This window comes from Streptomyces sp. LE64 (genome assembly GCF_052606915.1).
Genome location: NZ_CP199708.1, coordinates 3,284,311 through 3,303,124, shown reverse-complemented (window position 1 = coordinate 3,303,124; position 18,814 = coordinate 3,284,311). Strand labels below are relative to the sequence as shown.

General features: G+C 75.8%; 11 protein-coding genes. 5 read left to right on the top strand and 6 right to left on the bottom strand.

What is annotated here, in order from left to right; translation table 11 throughout:
* Positions 1-162: 162 nt before the first annotated feature.
* Positions 163-774 carry an ankyrin repeat domain-containing protein gene (locus ACSMX9_RS14960; protein WP_445402791.1) on the top strand — a complete coding sequence of 204 codons (612 nt, stop codon included), beginning with the start codon at positions 163-165 and terminating at the stop codon, positions 772-774.
* 2 nt (positions 775-776) lie between these two features.
* On the top strand, positions 777-1,913 hold the full coding sequence (locus ACSMX9_RS14955) for a beta-propeller fold lactonase family protein (protein ID WP_445402995.1): 1,137 nt from the start codon (positions 777-779) through the stop codon (positions 1,911-1,913).
* 15 nt (positions 1,914-1,928) lie between these two features.
* On the opposite strand, the gene ACSMX9_RS14950 is transcribed toward ACSMX9_RS14955, so the two are convergent.
* Both ACSMX9_RS14950 and ACSMX9_RS14945 read right to left on the bottom strand, forming a co-directional pair.
* Entirely contained in the window at positions 1,929-2,312 is a 384-nt protein-coding gene (locus ACSMX9_RS14950) for a hypothetical protein (protein ID WP_445402790.1), read from the bottom strand.
* Between the two features lie 58 nt (positions 2,313-2,370).
* Positions 2,371-9,894: a hypothetical protein gene (locus tag ACSMX9_RS14945; protein WP_445402789.1), complete on the bottom strand. Its 7,524-nt coding sequence runs from the start codon at positions 9,892-9,894 to the stop codon at positions 2,371-2,373.
* 683 nt (positions 9,895-10,577) lie between these two features.
* On the opposite strand from ACSMX9_RS14945, the gene ACSMX9_RS14940 reads away from it, so the two are divergent.
* Together ACSMX9_RS14940 and ACSMX9_RS14935 are read left to right on the top strand one after the other, a co-directional pair.
* Positions 10,578-11,453 carry a glycosyltransferase family 2 protein gene (locus ACSMX9_RS14940; RefSeq protein ID WP_351248773.1) on the top strand — a complete coding sequence of 292 codons (876 nt, stop codon included), beginning with the start codon at positions 10,578-10,580 and terminating at the stop codon, positions 11,451-11,453.
* A gap of 358 nt (positions 11,454-11,811) precedes the next feature.
* On the top strand, positions 11,812-12,129 hold the full coding sequence (locus tag ACSMX9_RS14935; RefSeq protein ID WP_445402788.1) for a 4a-hydroxytetrahydrobiopterin dehydratase: 318 nt from the start codon (positions 11,812-11,814) through the stop codon (positions 12,127-12,129).
* On the opposite strand, the gene ACSMX9_RS14930 is transcribed toward ACSMX9_RS14935, so the two are convergent.
* Genes ACSMX9_RS14930 through ACSMX9_RS14915 form a run of 4 tightly spaced genes read right to left on the bottom strand, consistent with a single transcriptional unit; the run spans position 12,083 to position 15,947 of the window.
* Positions 12,083-12,634, bottom strand: coding sequence for a potassium channel family protein (locus ACSMX9_RS14930; RefSeq protein WP_445402787.1), 552 nt, complete (start codon positions 12,632-12,634; stop codon positions 12,083-12,085). The genes ACSMX9_RS14935 and ACSMX9_RS14930 overlap by 47 nt on opposite strands.
* Entirely contained in the window at positions 12,631-14,016 is a 1,386-nt protein-coding gene (locus tag ACSMX9_RS14925; protein ID WP_445402786.1) for a dipeptidase, read from the bottom strand. Before ACSMX9_RS14925 ends, ACSMX9_RS14930 begins: the two co-directional genes overlap by 4 nt.
* A 3-nt stretch (positions 14,017-14,019) precedes the next feature.
* Positions 14,020-14,457, bottom strand: a complete 438-nt coding sequence (locus ACSMX9_RS14920) for a hypothetical protein (protein ID WP_445402785.1) — start codon at positions 14,455-14,457, stop codon at positions 14,020-14,022.
* Positions 14,454-15,947, bottom strand: a complete 1,494-nt coding sequence (locus ACSMX9_RS14915; RefSeq protein WP_445402784.1) for an APC family permease — start codon at positions 15,945-15,947, stop codon at positions 14,454-14,456. The genes ACSMX9_RS14920 and ACSMX9_RS14915 overlap by 4 nt, the downstream gene beginning before the upstream one ends.
* 239 nt (positions 15,948-16,186) lie before the next feature.
* Between ACSMX9_RS14915 and ACSMX9_RS14910 the strand changes: the two genes are divergently transcribed.
* Positions 16,187-18,538: an ATP-binding cassette domain-containing protein gene (locus tag ACSMX9_RS14910; RefSeq protein ID WP_445402783.1), complete on the top strand. Its 2,352-nt coding sequence runs from the start codon at positions 16,187-16,189 to the stop codon at positions 18,536-18,538.
* Positions 18,539-18,814: the final 276 nt, after the last annotated feature.

Genomic DNA, 18,814 nt, shown 5'->3' with positions numbered 1-18,814 from the left:
ACCCCCCGATCCACCGGACGGCCCGGAGCCGGGGGCCGGGGTGGGGACCCGGTCGCGGGGGCGCGGAGGGCAAAGTGGGAGGTGGCGCGGTCCCGGACGGGGCGGCGTCACCGGGCGGCCCCTCCCGACGACGGCCGCACCAGCCGAGGACAGGAGCCGCCCATGCCCGCCGACCGTGACACCACCGCCGACCGGCGCCTGCTGGCCGCCGCCGCGGACGGCGACGCCGACGCGGTGCGGGACGCGCTGCGCGCCGGAGCCGCCGTCGAGGCCCGGGACGAACACCGACGCACGCCGTTGCTCGTGGCGGCGCTGGGCGACCACGTGGCCGCCGCTCGGGTGCTGGTGGAGGCCGGTGCCGACCCCAACGCGCAGGACGACCGGCGGGACAGCGCCTGGTTGGTGACCGGGGTCACCGGGAGCGTCCCGATGCTGCGGACCCTGCTCCCGGCCGGGCCGGACGTCACGGTCCGCAACCGCTTCGGCGGGGTCTCGGTGATCCCGGCCAGCGAACGCGGCCACCTCGCCTACGTCGAGGCGGTGCTCGCGGAGACCTCGATCGACGTGAACCACGTGAACGACCTGGGGTGGACGGCCCTGCTGGAGGCGGTGATCCTCGGGGACGGCGGCGAGCCGTACCGGCGGATCGTGGCGGTGCTGCTGGCCGCGGGCGCCGACCCGGGGATCGCCGACCGGGACGGGGTCACCGCGCTGACGCACGCCGAGCGGCGCGGGTTCGCCGAACTGGCCGCCGTGCTGCGGGACGCCCGGTGAGCGTGCTGCGCCCGGGGCGCCCGACCGGCGGGGCGGTCGCGGTGCTGCTCGCCGGCGCGCTGCTGCTGGGATGCGCCCCTGCCTCGGCGCCGGCCGGAACTGCGGACGAGGGGGCGACCGCGGAGGCGTCGAGCGCCCCCGCGCCCCGGGGCACTCCGCCGGCGCGCACGCCCTCCGGAACCCTGCTGGTCGCCGACTTCGGCGCCGACACCGTCACCTTCCTCGACCCCGAGCGGGGGCCCCTCGACTCGGTGCCGGTGGGCACCGCCCCCTACGGACTGGCGCTGGGCGCGGACGGGCGGGCCTGGGTCGCCACCGCCGAGGGGGTCGCCGTGGTGGACACCCGGTCCCGGAAGTCCCTCGGCCGCGTCCCGTACCGCACCGCGACCGGGCCGGTCACCGACGGGGAGTACCGGGGCGGCGGCATGGGCATCGCGCTCTCCCCGGACGGGCGGCGGCTGTACGTGGGCGTCAACGTGCCGGACGGGCCCGGGGTGCTGGAGGTGATCGACACCGCGACCCGCGAGGTCGTGGAGACGGTGCCGGTGGGGCGCCGGCCCTTCGACGTGGACGTGTCCCGGGACGGGAGCGAGGTGTACGCCACCAACCACGACTCCTTCGACGTCACCGCGGTCCGCGCCGACACCCTGACCGCCCGCCGCTTCGAGGTCGCCCCCTACGGCACCGAGGGCGGCCTCGGCTCCTGGCTGAAGCCGCACTACGCGGTGGTCCGCGGGGACGGGCGGCTGCTGCTGCCGTTCGAGGGCGAGCGGCTCGCGGTGCTCGATCCGCGCACCGGGCGGGTGGGCGTCGAGCGGATGACCGCCGACACCCACCAGCACGGCGCGGCGCTCACCGCCGACGGCACCCTCCTCGTGGTGGGCACCGGCCCGATCGGGGAGGCGACGGGCGGGGCCTCGCTGACGGTGCGCGCCCCGGACGGCGCCGAGCGGATCGTTCCGCTCGACGGCCCGCACGAGGACGTGGCGGTGTCCGCGGACGGCCGGACCGCCTACGTCACCGGCGGGTTCACCCGTGCCGGGTACTGGGACGGGGTCACCGTCGTGGACCTGGAGCGGGGCACCACCCGGCGGTTGCCCGGCGGTGAACGGCCGCTGGGCGCGGTGGTGCTGCCCTGATGCCGCGGGGTCGGGTCAGCCGCCGAGCGCGGTGTAGATCCCGACCGCGGTGCCGAACGGGGCGAGGGTCTCCCCCGCGTCGGCGAGGATGTCGCGGACGTTGCGGGCGAAGCGCTTCAACCGGCTCGGCTGCGGCTCCTCCTGGCGGGCCTCCTCCTCCAGGTCGTCGACGGCCGAGACGAGTTCGTCGGCGTCCCGGTCGGGCAGTTGGGCCCGCACCTCGGCGATCTCGACGCGCAGCCGGGCGATGAGGTCGAGCAGGGCCGGGGAGTCGGCGGCGGTCGCGCCACCCTCGTTGACCGTGCCGACGCCGTCGCCGACGTTGCCGATGCTCACCTTGGCGCCGTCGCCGGACACGCTGCCGACCGGGCCGTGGAAGGTGTTCCGTACCTCTGCCATGGGTCCTTCTCCTCCTGGGTGGTGCGGGTCCCGCGGCCCCGGGCGGGGCGACGGGAGTTCAAGGGGCGTCCCGGTCACCGGGCTCGCCGACCCGGCCGACGTCCACCCGGGCGCCGGCACCGGTGACCGCGCCGACCGGGCCGAGGAACGTCAGCTGCTGGACGACGGGGGCCGGTGGCGCGGTGTCCTCCGGCTCGGGTTCCTCGGGCAGGGCGAGCAGGGCCGCCTGGAGCTTCTCGGCGAGGGCAGCGGGGCTGGTGTGCCGGGGGTGGCGGGGCTGCGCCAGTACGGCGTGCAGGACGTCCCCGACCGGGCCCTCGGCGATCACGTCGGCCTCGACGCCGTGGGCGGTGGGTCCGGTGGGCCAGGGCAACCGCCTCTCCTCGTCGAGGAGTTGGTGGAGCAGCGCGGCCAGGGCGACCGTGTCGTGCCGGGTGGTGCGCGGCCCGCCCGGCTGGCACTGGGGCCCGTAGTAGTCGGAGGTCCAGGTGTGCAGGGCCACCCCGGGGCGCTCCTGGTCGAAGGTGCCGCTGTGGCCCCACCCGGTGATCCGCACCTCGCCGTCGCGCGCCAGGTGGTCGGGGTGGATGTCGCCGTGCGGGAGCCCGGTGTGCCGGTGCACCGCGTCCAGCACCCGGCAGACGTCGATGATCCAGCGGACGGCCTCCCGGACCGGGACGCGTTCCTTGGGGTTGAGGTAGTGGTCCAGGGAGCGGCCGGTGACGTCCGGCTGGAGCAGCCAACTGCCGTGCGCCGCCCAGCGCTCCGGCAGCGCCGAGGTGGCGCGGGCGACCTCGTTGAACCGGCGGGCGACGGCCTGCGGGTCGCCGTCGGCGAGGTGGGTGGCCCGGTAGCGGACGCCCTCGGGGTCGCGCACCTGGTAGACGAGGTGGCCGTCCCGGGTGCCGCGGCGGGTGACCTCCAGTCGTGCGTGGTGCAGCACCGCGTCCTGCGGGGAGGCGGGCAGCCGGTCGCCGTCGAACCAGCGCTCCACGATCGGGTTGACCCAGGCCAGGTTCCCGCCCTCGCGGCGCAGCAGCCCCAGGTCGATGTAGTCGGCCAGTTCCTCGCACTTGTCCTGGCTCCAGCCCTCCTTGAGGGCGCTCTCGGTGCGGCTGTCCTTGAGCCGGTCGGCGACCTCGAACAGCAGCAGCGGCACCGGCCCCGGGGCGTCGTACTGGTCGAGCAGCCCGGTCACCGCGCCCTCGGTGTCGACCACCCGGCGCACCGCCTCGTGCACCAGCGGCGGGTCCACCACCCGTCGCCCCCGTTCCTCCAGCGAGGTGGCCAACGCCTCGCCCAGCAGGTGCAGGTGGTACGGGTGGCCGAGGGTGGCCTCGTAGGCGGCGACCGCGGACCCGTTCAGCACCTCGACGGAGAACCCGTCCCGTTCGTCGGGGAAACCCAGGTGGATGACCTGGAGGGCGTCCGAGGAGTCCAGCAGCCCGATCGGCAGCGCGGCGGAGATGTCGGTGCCGATCAGGGTCCCCGCCAGCAGCGCCTGGAGTTGGGAGTAGGTGCACGAGCCGCTGAACAGCAGGGCGATCTCGCCGCGTTGACCGAGGTCCCGCAGCACCCCGGTGGCCTGGCGCTTGGCCTCGGTGTCGGACCGGTAGCCGCGCAGCAGTTCCTGGCACTCGTCGACCACGACGAGCGGTTTGACCGCCTCGCCGGGCCACACCCGTCTGCGCACCGCCTCCCACCAGCTCGCGAACTCCGGCACCAGGACCGGCCCGGCGCCCGCCGGCGGGGCCGCCTCCAGGACCGGCGCCAGGTCCAGGTCCGGGTACAGGCAGCGCAGTCGGGAATCGGCCTCGGCGATGACCAGCCGCAGCGGATCGCGCACCGGGTGGGGCGCCGACTGGCCGCTGACCAGGAGCGGGAACAGGTGCGGCACCGGCCACTGGGCCGGGGCGAGCAGCACCCCGGTGGGGCCGTCCAGCCGGCGCAGGTCCTCGATGAGGGAGGTCTTGCCCACCCGCCGGGAGCCGGTGATCAGCTGCGGGCTGACCGGGGACTCCGTCACGTACGCGAAGGTCCGCCGCAGTTGCGCCTTCTCCCGCCGGCGACCGACGAACATCTCCCGTCCCGTGCGGGCCTTCGGGTCGAACCGGCGGCCCACCGCGTCCCGGCGCGGCAGGGTCTCCACCGGCACCTCGTAGCGGACCGGCTGCGACCAGCCCTGGTCGGCGAACCGCCAGCGCAGCTCCAGGGTGACGGCCTCCGCCCGGGCGTCCCGCCCCTCGACGACCAACAGCCCCTGGAGGGCGGCGTCCGCGGGCGGTTCGTGGCTCTCCCAGCCCTGTGCGGCGCCCGCCCGGCGGACCTCGGCGGCCCGCGGCGGCTGCTGCCCGGTGCGCAGTTCGAAGACCGCCTCGACGGGCCCTTCCCCGATCCGGGTCGCCCGGGACCGGGAGAGCACCGGCACGCCCTGCTGGAACCGGAGGGTGACGCTGCGCTCCCAGTGGGCGCGCAGCGCCCGCTGGACGGTGCGCACGCAGGCCCCGTACGGGCCCCGGCCGAGCAGGACGTCCTCGGCGAGCGGATCGCTCTGCGCGAGGACCGCGGTGGTCCGGACGATCAGCCCGGCCACCGGGTCGCCGTCCGGGTCCCGCGGGTCCGCGGCGTCGACGGGCACCAGCCGGGCGGCGGCCAGCACCAGCCGGGCCTGCTCGTCCCAGACGGGGGCGAGCCGGTCCACCACGACGCGGGCGAGCGGGTCCACGCCCCGGGCCAGTTCGGTCAGGAACCGGGCGACCCGGTCGGGCAGTTCCAGGTCGGGCGGGGTGGTCGCGATCTCCTCGGCGAGGGCGGTGAGCGCCGTCCGCTGCGCGGACCCGCGGGCGCCGTGCGCGCCCGGCGCACCGGGCCCGTGGTCCAGCAGTGCCCGGGCCGCACCGGCCGGGTCGCGGTGTCCGTGCCGGGCGCACAACCGCTCCAGCGGGGCGCTCACCGTGCGCCGGCCCGCGCCGTACTCCTCCGCTTCCGCCAGCCGGCCGAGCGCCGCGCCGATCCGGCCGCTCGCGGCGTACGCCTCGAACAGGTGCAGTCGCCGGGCCACCAGTTCCCGGCGCTGTTCGGGGCCCTTCCGTCCGGTGTGGTGGCCGGTGCGGCGCAGGAACCCGAGCAGCCGGGGCGGGTCCTCGGCGAGGTGGGCGACGACCCGGTCGACCTGCGCCGGCGGCAGCACCGGGGAGCCCGCGCTGTTGAGGACCTCCGGGAAGTCGACGGCGAGCGCGTCGGTCACCAGGTCCGCGGGGTGCCGGGCGCGCTCCTCGGCCCGCCGGTAGGCGGTGATCGCCGCATCGGTCAGCCCGTCGTCGCCGGCCCGGGCGGCGAGGACGGCGGCGACGGCGGCGGCCCGCCGGCCGGGGACGCCGGCCCGCAGCCGACCGTGCTCCAGCAGCAGCGCGGCGGCGGCGGCGGGCCGGGCGCACATGCTCGCGCCGGCGCGCAGCGCGGCGAGCGCCCACACGTCCGGATCGCTGAGCTGCCAGCGCGGCACCGCGGCGAGCCGTCGTTCGGCCTCCTCGTAGCGGCCGCGCGCGAAGGCGAGGCGGACCAAAACGTCCCGGCGCACCCGGGGGTCGCCGGCCATCGCGGCCAGTCCGCGGACCTCCTCGTCGATCTGCGCCCTCTCGCCGGCGCTCACCTCGGGCAGGTCGTGCAGCCGGATCAGGCACATCGCGGCGGCGTTGGCGACGCCCATGTGCCAGGGCCGCCCCGAGACCAGCGCCCGGGCGTGCACCGCGGCGGCCTCCCAGTCCCCCGCGGCGGCGGCAGTGAGCATCGGCTCGGCGTCGGCGAGCAGCGCGGGGGGCGCGACCCGTTCGGCGAGGCTGCCCTTCTTGCCCTCGCGCAGGGTGGCGCGCAGCGCGGTCCGGTGGGTGGCGGGCCGCAGCCGGGTCAGCGCGTACCGGTCGAGCGGGTCGAGGTCGGTGGCGTACGCCCGGGCGAGCAGGGCGACGGCCTCGGCGCGCGGGGTGGCGGCGTCGACCGGCACCGGCGGGGCGTGTCCGGCCTTCTCGGCCTGTTCGGCCCGCCCCCGCGGATCGAGCAGGTAGGCGGCCTCGGCGCAGCTCGGGTTGAGGTCCAGGGTCCGCCGGGCGTGGCGGGCCCGCCCGGCGGGGTCGTCGAGTTCGTGGCTGGCCTTGGCGAGGGTCAGGTGGTGCTCGAACCCGGACTCGGGGCGCAGGTGCCGCAGCAGGGCCTCCCGCAGCTCGCCCACCCGGTCCACCCGGCGGGCGATGCGGACGGCGGGGCCGAGGAGTTCGGGGTGCGCGGCCCGCTCGTCGATCCACCGGGCGAGCAGTTCCCACGCCTCGCCGGTCAGCTGGGCGGTCTCCAGCACCATGGCCAGGGCGGCGGCGCTGGCCGGTTCGGGGGCCCGCAGGGCGAACAGTTCGCGCACCGCCGCCGCGTGCCGTTCCCGTCCGCTGGGGTCCAGCCGGATCGCCTTGCGGACCGCGTCGGCGGCGAGCCGGAAGTGGTGGGTGCTCGGTTCGTTGCGGCACTGGGCGACCAGCCGGGCCGCCGTGGACTCGGCCTCCGTGATGTGCAGCGCCGCCCGGGGCGGGCTGGGCGCGGTGCCGGGCTCGGGCGGGCGGCGCAGCACCGGCGCGGGCCGGGGCGCGGAGTGCGGCGGGTGCGGCACCGGGCGCCCCACCTCGTCGAACAGGGCGGTGAGTTGCTGGAGGCGGGGCGCGGTGTGGGGGCGGGTGGCGACCCTGGCCTGGTAGGCGAAGGCCGCGGCGGCGGCCGGGAGGCGGCCGGTGGCGGCGTAGGCGCAGCCGAGGTTCCAGGCGGCGCCCGCGGTGAGCCACAGCTCCTCGGCGTAGGTGCTGTGCAGTCGGAGCGCGTCCTCCGCGCGGCCGGCGGCCACGAGGTGGCCGAGCGCGTTGCCGAAGGCCACCGGGTGGGCGCGGACGGCCTCGACCCACAGGTCGGCCCGGTCGTCGGGGGTGGCGGTGGAGGCGTTCTGGGCGCGCCAGACGGGGAGCAAGGAGGCTTCCGGCTCCACGATCACCACCAGGTGCGGCGGGATCTCCCGGCGGTCGGCGCGCACCGGCTGCCCGGCGTCCTCGCGCACCGGCGGGCAGACGGGGTCGAGTTCCTCCAGGACGCCGCCGGCGCGGGCGGCCCGGTCCCGCAGGTGCACCACGCGCGGCAGCCGCTCCGGGGAGATCCACGGCACGCAGCTCTGGAGCACCTCGACAGCTTCGTCCCAGTAGCGGTGGTCCATCAGCCAGGTCGCCAGGTCGCGGGCCGCGTAGTCGTCGCGGACCTCCATGACGGCCTCGATGACGAGGTCGAGGGTGGCCGGCGGCGGCACGCTCAGCCTGAGGGTCCGCAGGTGGGCGAGGACGGTGGCGAGGTCCCGGCCGGGGCGGGGGGCACCGGAGCGGGCCTCGGCCAGCAGTTCCGGCAGCCGGCCCTCGCGCAGCGCCTGCGCCACGCCGGGCTCCTCGGGCCCCGGCCCGTGGTGGCCGCGCCCGTGCGCCGGCGGGTCCGGGCGGCCCCGGGGCGGCAGGGGGGCCTCCGCGGGGTGGCCCGAGGCCCGGTCGAGGCGCTCCTCCAGGGGCTGGGTCCAGTGTGGTCCGGCGCCCTTGGCGCGGGCCCGGGCGAGTTGGGTGCGGGCCTCGTCGAGGTCGGTGCAGCGGCGGTCGAGGGCGACGCGGGCCAGTTCCACGTGGTGGCGCCAGCTCAGTTCGCCGCGGGCGCCGGCGATGCGGTGGACGGTCACCCGGGCGGACGACAGGTCGCCGCGCTCGCGGTGGATGCGCATCAGCAGGTAGGCGGCGGGGGCGGACGGGTTGGCGGCGAGCAGTTCCTCCAGGAGGGTCACGGCCTCGTCGGTCCGGCCCCCGTCGTGGAGCTCCTTGGCGCGGGCGGCGAGCGCCGGCTCGTCCACCGGGGCCCCCGCGCCCGGGGCACGCTCCGGCGCGGCCGTGGTTCCCGGCTCGCCGGCGCCGTCCGGTTCCCCGGCGGGCGCGGCGTCCGGTTCGGGGGCAGGCGCGCGGGGGAGCGGGGAGGGCGTGTCGCGCCGGGCGCAGTACGCGTCGAGGGCGGCGCGCTGCCCGGGGTCGGCGGCGCCCGGCAGGATGCGGGCGAAGACGTGCAGCGCGTGCAGGGCCTCCGACTCGGCGCCCACGGCCGCGTAGGCGCAGGCGAGGTTCCACACGGCGGCGGCCCCGAAGTACTGCTCGTGGGCGTGCGCGCGGTACAACTCCAGCCCCGCGCCCGGGTCGCCGGCCCGTACGTACCAGCCCGCGGCCCGGCCGAGGGCCACCGGGGAGCCCTCGGCGACGGCCCGTGCGTAGTGGTCCGCGAGGGCGGCGGGCGAGCGGTCGACGGGGGCGTCCCCGGGCGGCTCGTCCAGCAGGGGCAGGAGTTCGAGTTCCGGGTAGGGCGCGACGGGGGGCCGGCGGGGGCCGGGCGGCGGCACCGGGGGACGGCCCAGCGCGTACACCGCCGCGGCCCCCTCGGTGTCGCCCCGGGCTTCGAGGTCCCGGGCGAGGTGGTGCCAGAGCCGCCAGCGGTGCGGGTCGCCGACGGTGGCCCGCAGGACGTCGCCGGCGCCCGGGGAGGTGCGGTCCAGCAGTGCGGCGGCGGGCGGCAACGGGTCCGACGGGACGGCGGGAGCGGGGGCCGGGGGCTCGACGGCAGGAGGCTCGGCAGTGGGGGGCCCGACAGTGGGCCGCTCGGCAGTGGGCTCGACGGCGGGGGCGAGTGCGCGGGTGACGAGGTCGAGGTACTGCTCGGTGGTGTCGAGGTCGCCGGCGGCCAGGTACATCCGGGCGGTGCGCAGGTGCAGTCGCAGGTCGTGGGCGCGGTCGGGGTCGGGGTCGGGGGAAGCGTCCGGGTGGGCGAGGCCCTCCCTGGCGGCGGGCCCGGGGACCGCCGCCAGGGCCCGTTCGGCTTCGGCCAGCCGGTGCGTCACCGTCAGTCGGCGGTGTTCCCGGGCGAGGTGCTCCACCGCGGCCTCGGCCCGGGGGAGGTCCCCGGCGTCCAGGGCCGCCTCCAAGGCCGCCTCCAGGGCCGTCCGCAGCGGGTCCGGCACGGCGGCGGCTCCGGGGGTGCCCGAGACCAACCCGGCCGCCCGGCGGCGGAGTTCGTCCAGGGGGGCGAGGTGCGGGCGCAGTTCCTCCGCGGGCGGGCCCCAGTCGCGGACGGCGGTCGCGACCCGGTGGGCGGAGCGGGGTTCGACGGCGTCCAGCGCGGCCCGGGCCAGGGCGGTCAGCAGGGGCGTTCCGTCCGCGGTGCGCGGGGCGTCCGGGTCGGGCCCGGGATGAGTGGCCGCCTCTCGGACCGGGGCGAGCGGGGCGGGCACGGCGTCCGCCGCGGGGACGGGGGAACCGGTCCACAGCCGGGCCGCCCACCGCAGCAGGTCGGCGAGGGCGGGGCCGTCCGGGGAGTCGGCGGCCCGGGCGGCGCGGATCAGGCGGGTGGTGAGGCCGCCGTCCCGGTACGGGTCGGCGGCCGTCGCGCCGGCCTCCGACGCGCACTCCGGCGCGAGCGGGCCGCCCGCTCCCAAGAGCGCGCGCCGGCGCAGGGCGAGGACCGCGGCGACGGCCAGCGGCACGAGCTCCGGGACGGACGGGGGGTGCGAGCCGTCCGGGCCGACGGCTCGGACGGAACCGGCGGGACCCCCGGACCCGCCGGACCCGCCGGGTCGGCCGGGCTCCTCCGGGGCGCCTTCCGGTGCTCCGGTCGGTGGCTCCGGGGCCTCGCGGAGGAGGAAGGCGGACAGGGCGCGGCCCGCGCTCCGCACCTCTTCACCAGACCAGGTGAGCAACCGAACCCCCGTGCACCGATCGCCGTCCGCCCGTCGATTCTATCCGGCCACCCGTGACTGACCTCCGGTCAGCAGAGCTCCACCGGCGTGCTGTTGGGAGCGGGCGGCGTTCGTCGAGCGCGGGCGCACGCCGGCGGACACCAGGGTGCGCGGCGGCCCCACACCCCGTCCGGCCGGGGTCCCCCACGGGGTCAGCCCGGCGCGCCTGGCGTTGCGCCGGCGTGCGCCCCCCAGCCCGGTGCGCCCGGCGGGCTGGGGGCCCGCGGCGCGAGGGGAGAGCCCGAGACGGCGGACGGTGGTCGGCGCCGGGCTCACGCCCCGCCCGAGGCCCCGAGCGGGACCCCGAACGCCCCCTCGCCGGGGCGGTCCGCTGACCCCGCGCCCCGTACCGTGCCCCGCCCTGCCGGTCGCCGGGCCGCCCGCGGGTAGGCTCGGCCTCCGGCAAGGCGGCGTACGGACGGAGTTCACCAATGGGTCACCCGCGCATGGGCATCGCGATCCTCACCATGGGCAACCGCCCCGTGGAGCTGCGCGCCCTGCTGGACTCGGTGGCCCGCCAGGACCTCGCGCCGACCCGGGTGGTCGTGGTGGGCAACGGCGCCCCGCTCCCGGAGCTTCCCGCGCACGTGCACGGCGTGGAACTGGAGGAGAACCTCGGCGTCACCGGCGGACGCAACGTCGCGATCGCGGAGCTGCGCCGGTTCGGCGACGTCGACGTGGTCGTGGACCTCGACGACGACGGGCTGCTCGTCGAGACCGACGTGCTCAGCCGGTTGGCCGCGCTGCACGCGGCCGACGACCGCCTCGGCGTCGTCGCGTTCCGCATCGCCGACGAGCACGGCGAGACCGCCCGCCGCCACGTGCCCCGGCTGCGCGCCTCCGACCCGATGCGCGGCGGCGAGGTCACCACCTTCCTCGGCGGCGGCCACTCGTTGTCCATGCGGATGCTGGACCGGGTCGGCGACTGGCCGGAGGAGTTCTTCTTCGCCCACGAGGAGACCGACCTGGCCTGGCGCGCCCTGGACGGCGGCTGGCGCATCGTCTACGAGCCCGCGGTGCTCCTCCAGCACCCCAAGACCTCCCCGGCCCGGCACGCCGTCTACTACCGGATGACCGCCCGCAACCGCGTCTGGCTGGCCAAGCGCAACCTGCCCGCCCCCCTGGTCCCCGCCTACCTCGGCACCTGGACGCTGCTCACCGTGGCCCGCACCCGCTCGGCGCCCGGCCTGCGGGCCTGGGCCGGCGGCTTCTGGGAGGGCGTCCGCACCTCCGGCGGGCCCCGCCGCCCGATGCGGTGGCGGACCGTCGCCCGGATGACCCGGCTGGGCCGCCCGCCGGTGATCTGACGACTAGGCCCGCGAGCAGGTCGCCGCCACTCTGAAGCGGTGTTGGGTGGGGGAAGGCGGGCCGCCATCGTCACGGGCGCCCTGTGCGGGTGGCCCGGCACGACCTCTTCTGCGGCGGGCAGACGGCCGGGGCCCTGGCCGAGGCACAGCAGGCCCGCCTCACGTCCACCGCCGGGCGGGAAGCGGTACGTGCCCGCGCGGACTCCGGACGGCGCCGGTCCACCCACCGTGACGCGGACGGTGTCGCCCGACCCCACCGCGCCCCTGCCCGTACGAATCGGGACCACCGGCCGCCCGTCGGTGTACAAACGGCGGAAGCAGACCGCCAGCGCCGCACCCACGCCCCAGGAGTCGCCCCGTGCCCCCCACCGCACCCCTCACCCCCGCCGAACTGGACGAGGCCCTGGCCGGACTGCCGGGCTGGTCGGTCCGGGACGGCGAGCTGACCGCGTCCTACGCCGTCGAGCGCAGCGACCTGCCCGCCCTGTACGCGGCGGTGGCGGCGGTCGAGGACCGGGCGAACCACCACGCCGCGGTCAGCATCCTGTACGCCACCGTCGGCTTCGCGTTGAGCACCCATGACGCGGGCGGGGCGATCACCGCGAAGGACACCGCCCTGGCCGCCCGGATCAGCGAGCTCGCCGACCGGCACGGCGCCCGGCCGAGCGGGACGTGACCCGGGAGCGGATCCGGGTCGTCACCGCGGTGGCCGCCGCGGTGAGGAAGACGAAGGTGTAGACGATCTGGAGGATCACCACCACCCGGGCGGACTGGCCCCGCGCGGTGATGTCGCCGAAGCCGACCGTGGCCAGGGTGACGACGGTGAAGTACAGGGCGTCCACCCGGGTGGCGAGTCCGTCGAACTCGCCGGGGTCCCGGGCCAGGGCCCGGTAGGCGACGGCGAAGACCAGCACCGTGGCGCACATCAGGACGATGATGGCGAACGCCGGATGGGTGCCCTCGCGCTCCAGCAGCACGTCCCGGATGTGGCGCAGGATGAGCAGCGCGATCACGGCGAGCCCCAGCGAGAGCAGCGTCCAGCTCAGCACCGGTCGCTCGGGGCCCAGCGCCCGGTCGGGGACCAGGAAGTAGGCGGTGACCAGCAGGGCCACCGCGCCCCCGATCGCCGTCCAGCGCCGCACCGGGTCGGCGCGGTGGCCGGTGGGCGGCGGCCGGGTCACGCCCGCGGTGCCCGGGCCGCCGTCGCGTAGTGGCGCAGGAAGCGGGCCTCCACCTCGGCCATGTGGCGGATCTCGGAGGGGTCCACGCTCTCGTTGGGCGCGTGGATCAGGCAGCGGGGTTCCTCGACGCCCATGAGGATGATCTCGGCCCGGGGGTAGGTCTCGGCGAAGACGTTGCAGAGCGGGATGGAGCCGCCCTGGCCGAGGAACTCCATGGGCCGGCCGTAGACCTCGGTCATGGCCCGGTCCAGGGCCGCGTAGGCGGGGCCGTCGGTGGCGGCGCGGAAGGGGGAGCCGCCGCTCTCGGCCTCGACGGTGACCCGGGCGCCCCAGGGCACGGCCCGCTCCAGGTGGGCGGTGAGCGCGTCGCGGGCGGTGTCCGGGTGGGTGCCGGGCGGGACCCGCAGGCTGACCCGGGCGCGGGCGGTCGCGGGGACGGCGGCGGAGGACCCGACGACGGGCGGGCAGTCGATGCCGAGGACAGTGACCGCGGGCCGGGCCCAGAGCCGGTCGGCGACGGTGCCGGTGCCGGTGAGCCGCACCCCGTCGAGGACGCCGGCGTCGCGGCGGAACTGCTCCTCCTCGTAGCCGACGCCGTCCCAGGTGCCGTCCGCGGGGAGTCCGTCGATCCGGGTGCCGCCGTCCGGGTCGCGCAGCGAGGCGAGGGCCTGCACCAGGGCGCCGAGGGCGTCGGGGGCGGGGCCGCCGAACATGCCGGAGTGGATCTCGCCGGCGAGGGTGGTCACGGTGACCACCACGTTGGCGAGCCCGCGCAGCGAGGTGGTGGCGGTGGGGACGCCGACCGCGGCGTTGCCGGTGTCGCAGACCAGCAGGGCGTCGGCGAGGAGTTCCTCGGGGTGCTGGGCGACGTACTGCTCCAGCCCGCCGGTGCCCTGTTCCTCGGAGCCCTCGGCGACGAACTTCAGCCCCACCGGGATGCCGTCCTCGCCGAGCGCGCGCAGCGCGGTGAGGTGCATGACGATGTTGCCCTTGCAGTCGGCGGTGCCCCGCCCGTACCAGCGGCCCTCGCGTTCGGTGAGGGTGAACGGCGGGGAGTGCCAGGCGTCCTCGCCGAGCGGGGGTTGCACGTCGTAGTGGCAGTAGAGCAGGACGGTGGGGGCGCCGGGCGGGGGCGGTCGGTGGCCGATGACGGCGTGGCTGCCGTCCGGGGTCTCGGCGAGGTGGACGTCGCGCAGTCCGACCGCGGCGAAGGCGTCGGCGACCCAGCGGGCGGCCCGGGCGCACTCCTCGGGCGGGTACTGGCGGGGGTCGGCGACGGAGGGGATGGCGACCAGGTCGGCGAGGTCGGTGCGGGCCCGGTCCATCAGGGCGGCGACGGCCGCGCCCAGCCCGTCCGGGTCGGGGGTGGGGTGGTCGGTCATCGGTCACCGCCTGACGGTGTCGGAGGTCTTGAGGTCGTCGATGCGGTCCTGGATCTGCTTCAGCTGGTCGGGGCAGTAGACGCCGAGGACGATCGCCTCGGCCTCGACGACCTGCCGGTCGGAGATCACCGGGCGCTGGCCGGGGCCGGTGGCGCCGTTGGAGAGGTTGACCTTCCACAGCGCGGACTTGAGGGCGGCGTCGGGGTCCTGGCAGACGGGCCCGCCGTCGGTGCCGAGGGTGCGGGCGACGGCTTCGGGGTCGGGACGCCGGAAGCCGTCCGCCTCCAGCATGTCTGCGAGTTGCTCGGCCTTCTTCTGGGCCTCGTTGGTGGTGCGCACGGCCTCGTACTGGACGATGCCGATGACGACCAGGGCGACGAGCAGCAGGATCGCGCCTATGTAGATCCACTTGTGCTGGTTCGCGAAGCGGGTGGGGCTCATGCGGTCCTCCCCTCTCCCTCGGCGGCGTCCTCGCCGACGTGGGTGCGCCAACTGGGTTTGCGGAGCTTGAGGAAGGCGAACGGGATCAGCAGGCCGAGGACGACCAGGCCGCCGCCGACGATGCCGACGTAGGCCCACACGCTGCCGCCGCCGAACTGGGAGGAGGGCACGAAGCCGATGGCGAGCGCGGCCAGGGAGGCGAGCAGTCCGACCGCGCACAGCAGGGGCAGGGCGGGCGCGCGGTAGCCGCGCGGGTGGTCGGGCTGGGTCCTGCGCAGCCGTACCGCTGCGACGAACATCAGCAGGTAGACGATCAGGTACACCTGGGTGGTGATCACCGAGAAGATCCAGTAGACGCTGGAGACGTTGGGGATCAGCGCGTACATCAGGGCGATGGCGGTGGTCACGACGCCCTGGGTGACCAGGATGTTCTGCTGGATGCCGTGCTGGTTGAGCTTCTGGAGGAAGGGCGGCAGGTAGCCCTCCTCGCGGGAGATCAGCAGCAGGCCCTTGGAGGGGCCGGCGAGCCAGGTGAGCATGCCTCCGAGGGAGGCGGCGATGAGCGCGACGGCCGCGATCGGGGTGAGCCAGCCGATGTGGAAGTACGAGAAGAAGGCGTCGAACGCCTGCATCACGCCGGCGGTGAGGCTGAGTTGGTCGGCGGGCACCACCCAGCTGATGGCCAGCGCGGGCAGGATGAAGATCAGCAGCACCAGCCCCATGGCGAGGAACATCGACTTGGGGAACTCGCGCGGCGGGTCCTTCAGCGAGGACACGTGGACGGCGTTCATCTCCATGCCGGAGTAGCTGAGGAAGTTGTTGACGATGAGGACGAGACTGGCGAGGCCCGTCCACTGGGGGAAGAGGTTGGCGGCGTCCATCGGCGCGGCGGACGGGTTGCCCTGGCCGAGGAAGACCAGCCCGAGGACCACCAGCAGGGTGCCGGGCACCAGGGTGCCGATGATCAGGCCCCAGGAGGAGAGTCCGGCCAGGGTCTTGGTGCCCCGGGAGGAGACCCACACGCCCGTCCAGTACAGGACCATGATCACGATGGCGGTGTAGACGCCGTTGGCGGCGAGCGCCGGATCGATGATGTAGGCGATGGTGCTGGCGACGAAGGCCAACAGGCTGGGGTAGTAGAAGATCGTCATGGCGAACTGGCACCAGACGGCGAGGAAGCCCAGCGGCTTGGAGAGCCCCTCGCTGACCCAGCGGTAGACGCCGCCGCTCCAGCCGGAGGCGAGTTCCGCGGAGACCAGGGAGGTCGGCAGCAGGAAGACGATCGCCGGCAGCAGGTAGAGGAACACGCAGGCCAGGCCGTAGACGGCCATGGTGGGGGCGGCCCGCAGGCTGGCCACCGATGCGGTGGTCATCAGGGCCAGGATGACCCAGGTGAGGGTGGGGTTGGCCGCCCCCTTGGCCGCGGCGGCCCGGGATTCCTCCCGTGCCGTCCCACGGGGGGCGTCCTCCGGTACGTCCATCGCGCTCACTCGGCCACCTCGCACCGTCCGGTTGGTCTGGGGAAGGACACGACGTCCCCACGTTCCGCCGGGGGCGGCCGGCCGGCGACCCGCGGGCGCCGTCCGGGTGACGCCCCGCCGACCGGCGGGAACGGCCCGGGGCCTGCCCACACCATTTGCGTACAGCGTATTCAGTTTCCTGTACCCTGGGCCGCCGACACCACCCGCAGGCGGCCCAGCACGCCGCCGCCAGGCGCCCGAGGAGAGTCATGCCGGCCGAGGCCGACCACCAACACCGCACCACCACCCCGGGCGGCACGCCCCCCGACGCCGCGCGGCACACCGCGGCCGACGGCCACCACCACATCGAGGTCCGCGGCGCCCGCGAGAACAACCTGCGCGGCGTCGACGTCGACATACCCAAGCGCCGGCTGACCGTCTTCACCGGGGTCTCCGGCTCCGGCAAGTCCTCCCTGGTCTTCGGCACCGTCGCTGCGGAGTCCCAGCGGCTGATCAACGAGACGTACACCAGCTTCATCCAGTCGTTCATGCCGCCGCCCAACCGCCCCGACGTGGACGCGCTGCGCGGTCTGAGCGCGGCGATCGTCGTCGACCAGGAGCGGATGGGCGCCAACTCCCGCTCCACGGTGGGCACCGCCACCGACGCGTACACCCTGCTGCGGATCGTCTTCAGCCGGATCGGGACCCCGCCCGCCGGCCCGGCCCACGCCTTCAGCTTCAACAACGCCGAGGGCATGTGCCCGACCTGCGAGGGCCTCGGCCAGGTCTCCGAGATCGACGTCGACCAGGTGGTGGACCGCTCGCTCTCGCTGAACGAGGGCGCCGTGCTGGTCCCGGGGTACGCCGTCGACTCCTGGCCGTGGAAGGTGCTGGCCGAGTCCGGCTTCTACGACCCGGCGAAGAAGGTCGCGGAGTTCACCGGGACCGAACTGCACGACCTGCTGCACAAGCCGACCACCAAGGTGAAGGTCGGCACCAGCAACCTCACCTACGAGGGCCTGATCCCCCGCATCCAGCGCTCGTTCCTCTCCAAGGACCGCGAGTCGATGCAGTCGCACGTCCGGGCCTACGTGGACCGCGCCGTCGTCTTCGCCACCTGCCCCGACTGCGCCGGCGCCCGACTCAACCGGGCCGTGCTGGAGTCCCGGATCGACGGCCGCAACATCGCCGAGTGCGCCGCCCTCCAGATCAGCGACCTGGTCGCGTTCCTGCGCGGGATCGACGCCCCCTCGGTCGCCCCGGCGCTGGCCGGACTGGTCCACCTGCTGGACTCGCTGGTGGAGATCGGCCTCGGCTACCTCAGCCTCGACCGCACCTCCGGCACCCTCTCCGGCGGCGAGGCCCAGCGGGTGAAGATGGTCCGCCACCTCGGCTCCGCGCTCAGCGACGTGACCTACGTCTTCGACGAGCCCACCACCGGACTCCACCCGCACGACATCCAGCGGATGAACGGCCTCCTGCTGCGCCTGCGCGACAAGGGCAACACAGTGCTGGTGGTGGAGCACAAGCCCGAGGTCATCGAGATGGCCGACCACGTGGTGGACCTCGGCCCCGGCGCCGGATCGGACGGCGGGCTGCTCCAGTACTCCGGCGACGTGGCCGGGCTGCGCGCCTCGGACACCCTCACCGGCCGCCACCTGGGCCACCGGGCCGCGCTGCGCACCGAGGTCCGCAAGCCCACCGGGCAGTTGTCCATCGAGCACGCCACCCTGCACAACCTCCGGGACGTCTCGGTGGACGTGCCGCTCGGCGTGCTCACCGTGGTCACCGGGGTCGCCGGCTCCGGCAAGAGCTCCCTGATCCACGGCCACCTCGCGCACCGCGACGGGGTGGTGGTCGCCGACCAGGCGCCCATCCGCGGCTCGCGCCGCTCCAACCCGGCCACCTACACGGGCCTGTTGAGCCCGATCCGCACCGCCTTCGCCAAGGCCAACGGCGTCAAGCCGGCCCTGTTCAGCGCCAACTCGGCGGGCGCCTGCCCGGGATGCAACGGCGTCGGCCTGGTCTACACCGACCTGGCGATGATGGCCGGGGTGGCCTCCGTGTGCGAGCAGTGCGAGGGGCGGCGGTACACGCCCGAGGTGCTGGAGTACCGGCTGGACGGCAAGAACATCAGCGAGGTGCTCGGCATGTCGGCCGCCGAGGCGCACGCCTTCTTCCCCACCGGCCCGGCGCACCGCATCCTGTCCCGGCTGAACGACGTCGGGCTCGGCTACCTGCGGCTCGGGCAGCCGCTGAACACCCTCTCCGGCGGCGAGCGCCAACGCCTGAAGCTGGCCATCCACATGGCGGAGAAGTCCTCGACGTACATCCTGGACGAGCCCACCACCGGGCTGCACCTGGCCGACGTGGACAAGCTGCTCGCCCTGTTGGACCGGCTGGTGGACGACGGCAACTCGGTCATCGTCATCGAGCACCACCTCGCGGTGATGGCCCACGCCGACTGGATCATCGACATCGGTCCGGGCGGCGGCCACGACGGCGGCCAGGTGGTGTTCACCGGCACCCCGACCGAACTCGTCGGCAGCGCCGACGGCCACCCGGGCGCGGAACGGTCCCTGACCGCCCGCCACCTGCGGAGGTACGTCCACGGTTCCTGATCGACCCGCAGGGCCCGAACGGTCCCGACACCCGGTCCTTCCTCCGGACTCGCCAGATCACCTGAGGTTAGGCTAACCTAACTTCAACGCCCCCGGGGTTACGAGTCACCCCGGGGGCACCTGACGACGCGAGGAGCGCGGTGATGGAGGTCCGGCCCACTCCCCCGGATCTCTCCGGCACACCGGGCACCGGCATCCGGCGCCAGCGGCGGGAGTGGTCGCACGGTCCTTCCCAGTGACCGTGCGCCCGTCGGCGGACCCGGGCTGTGGCGGCTC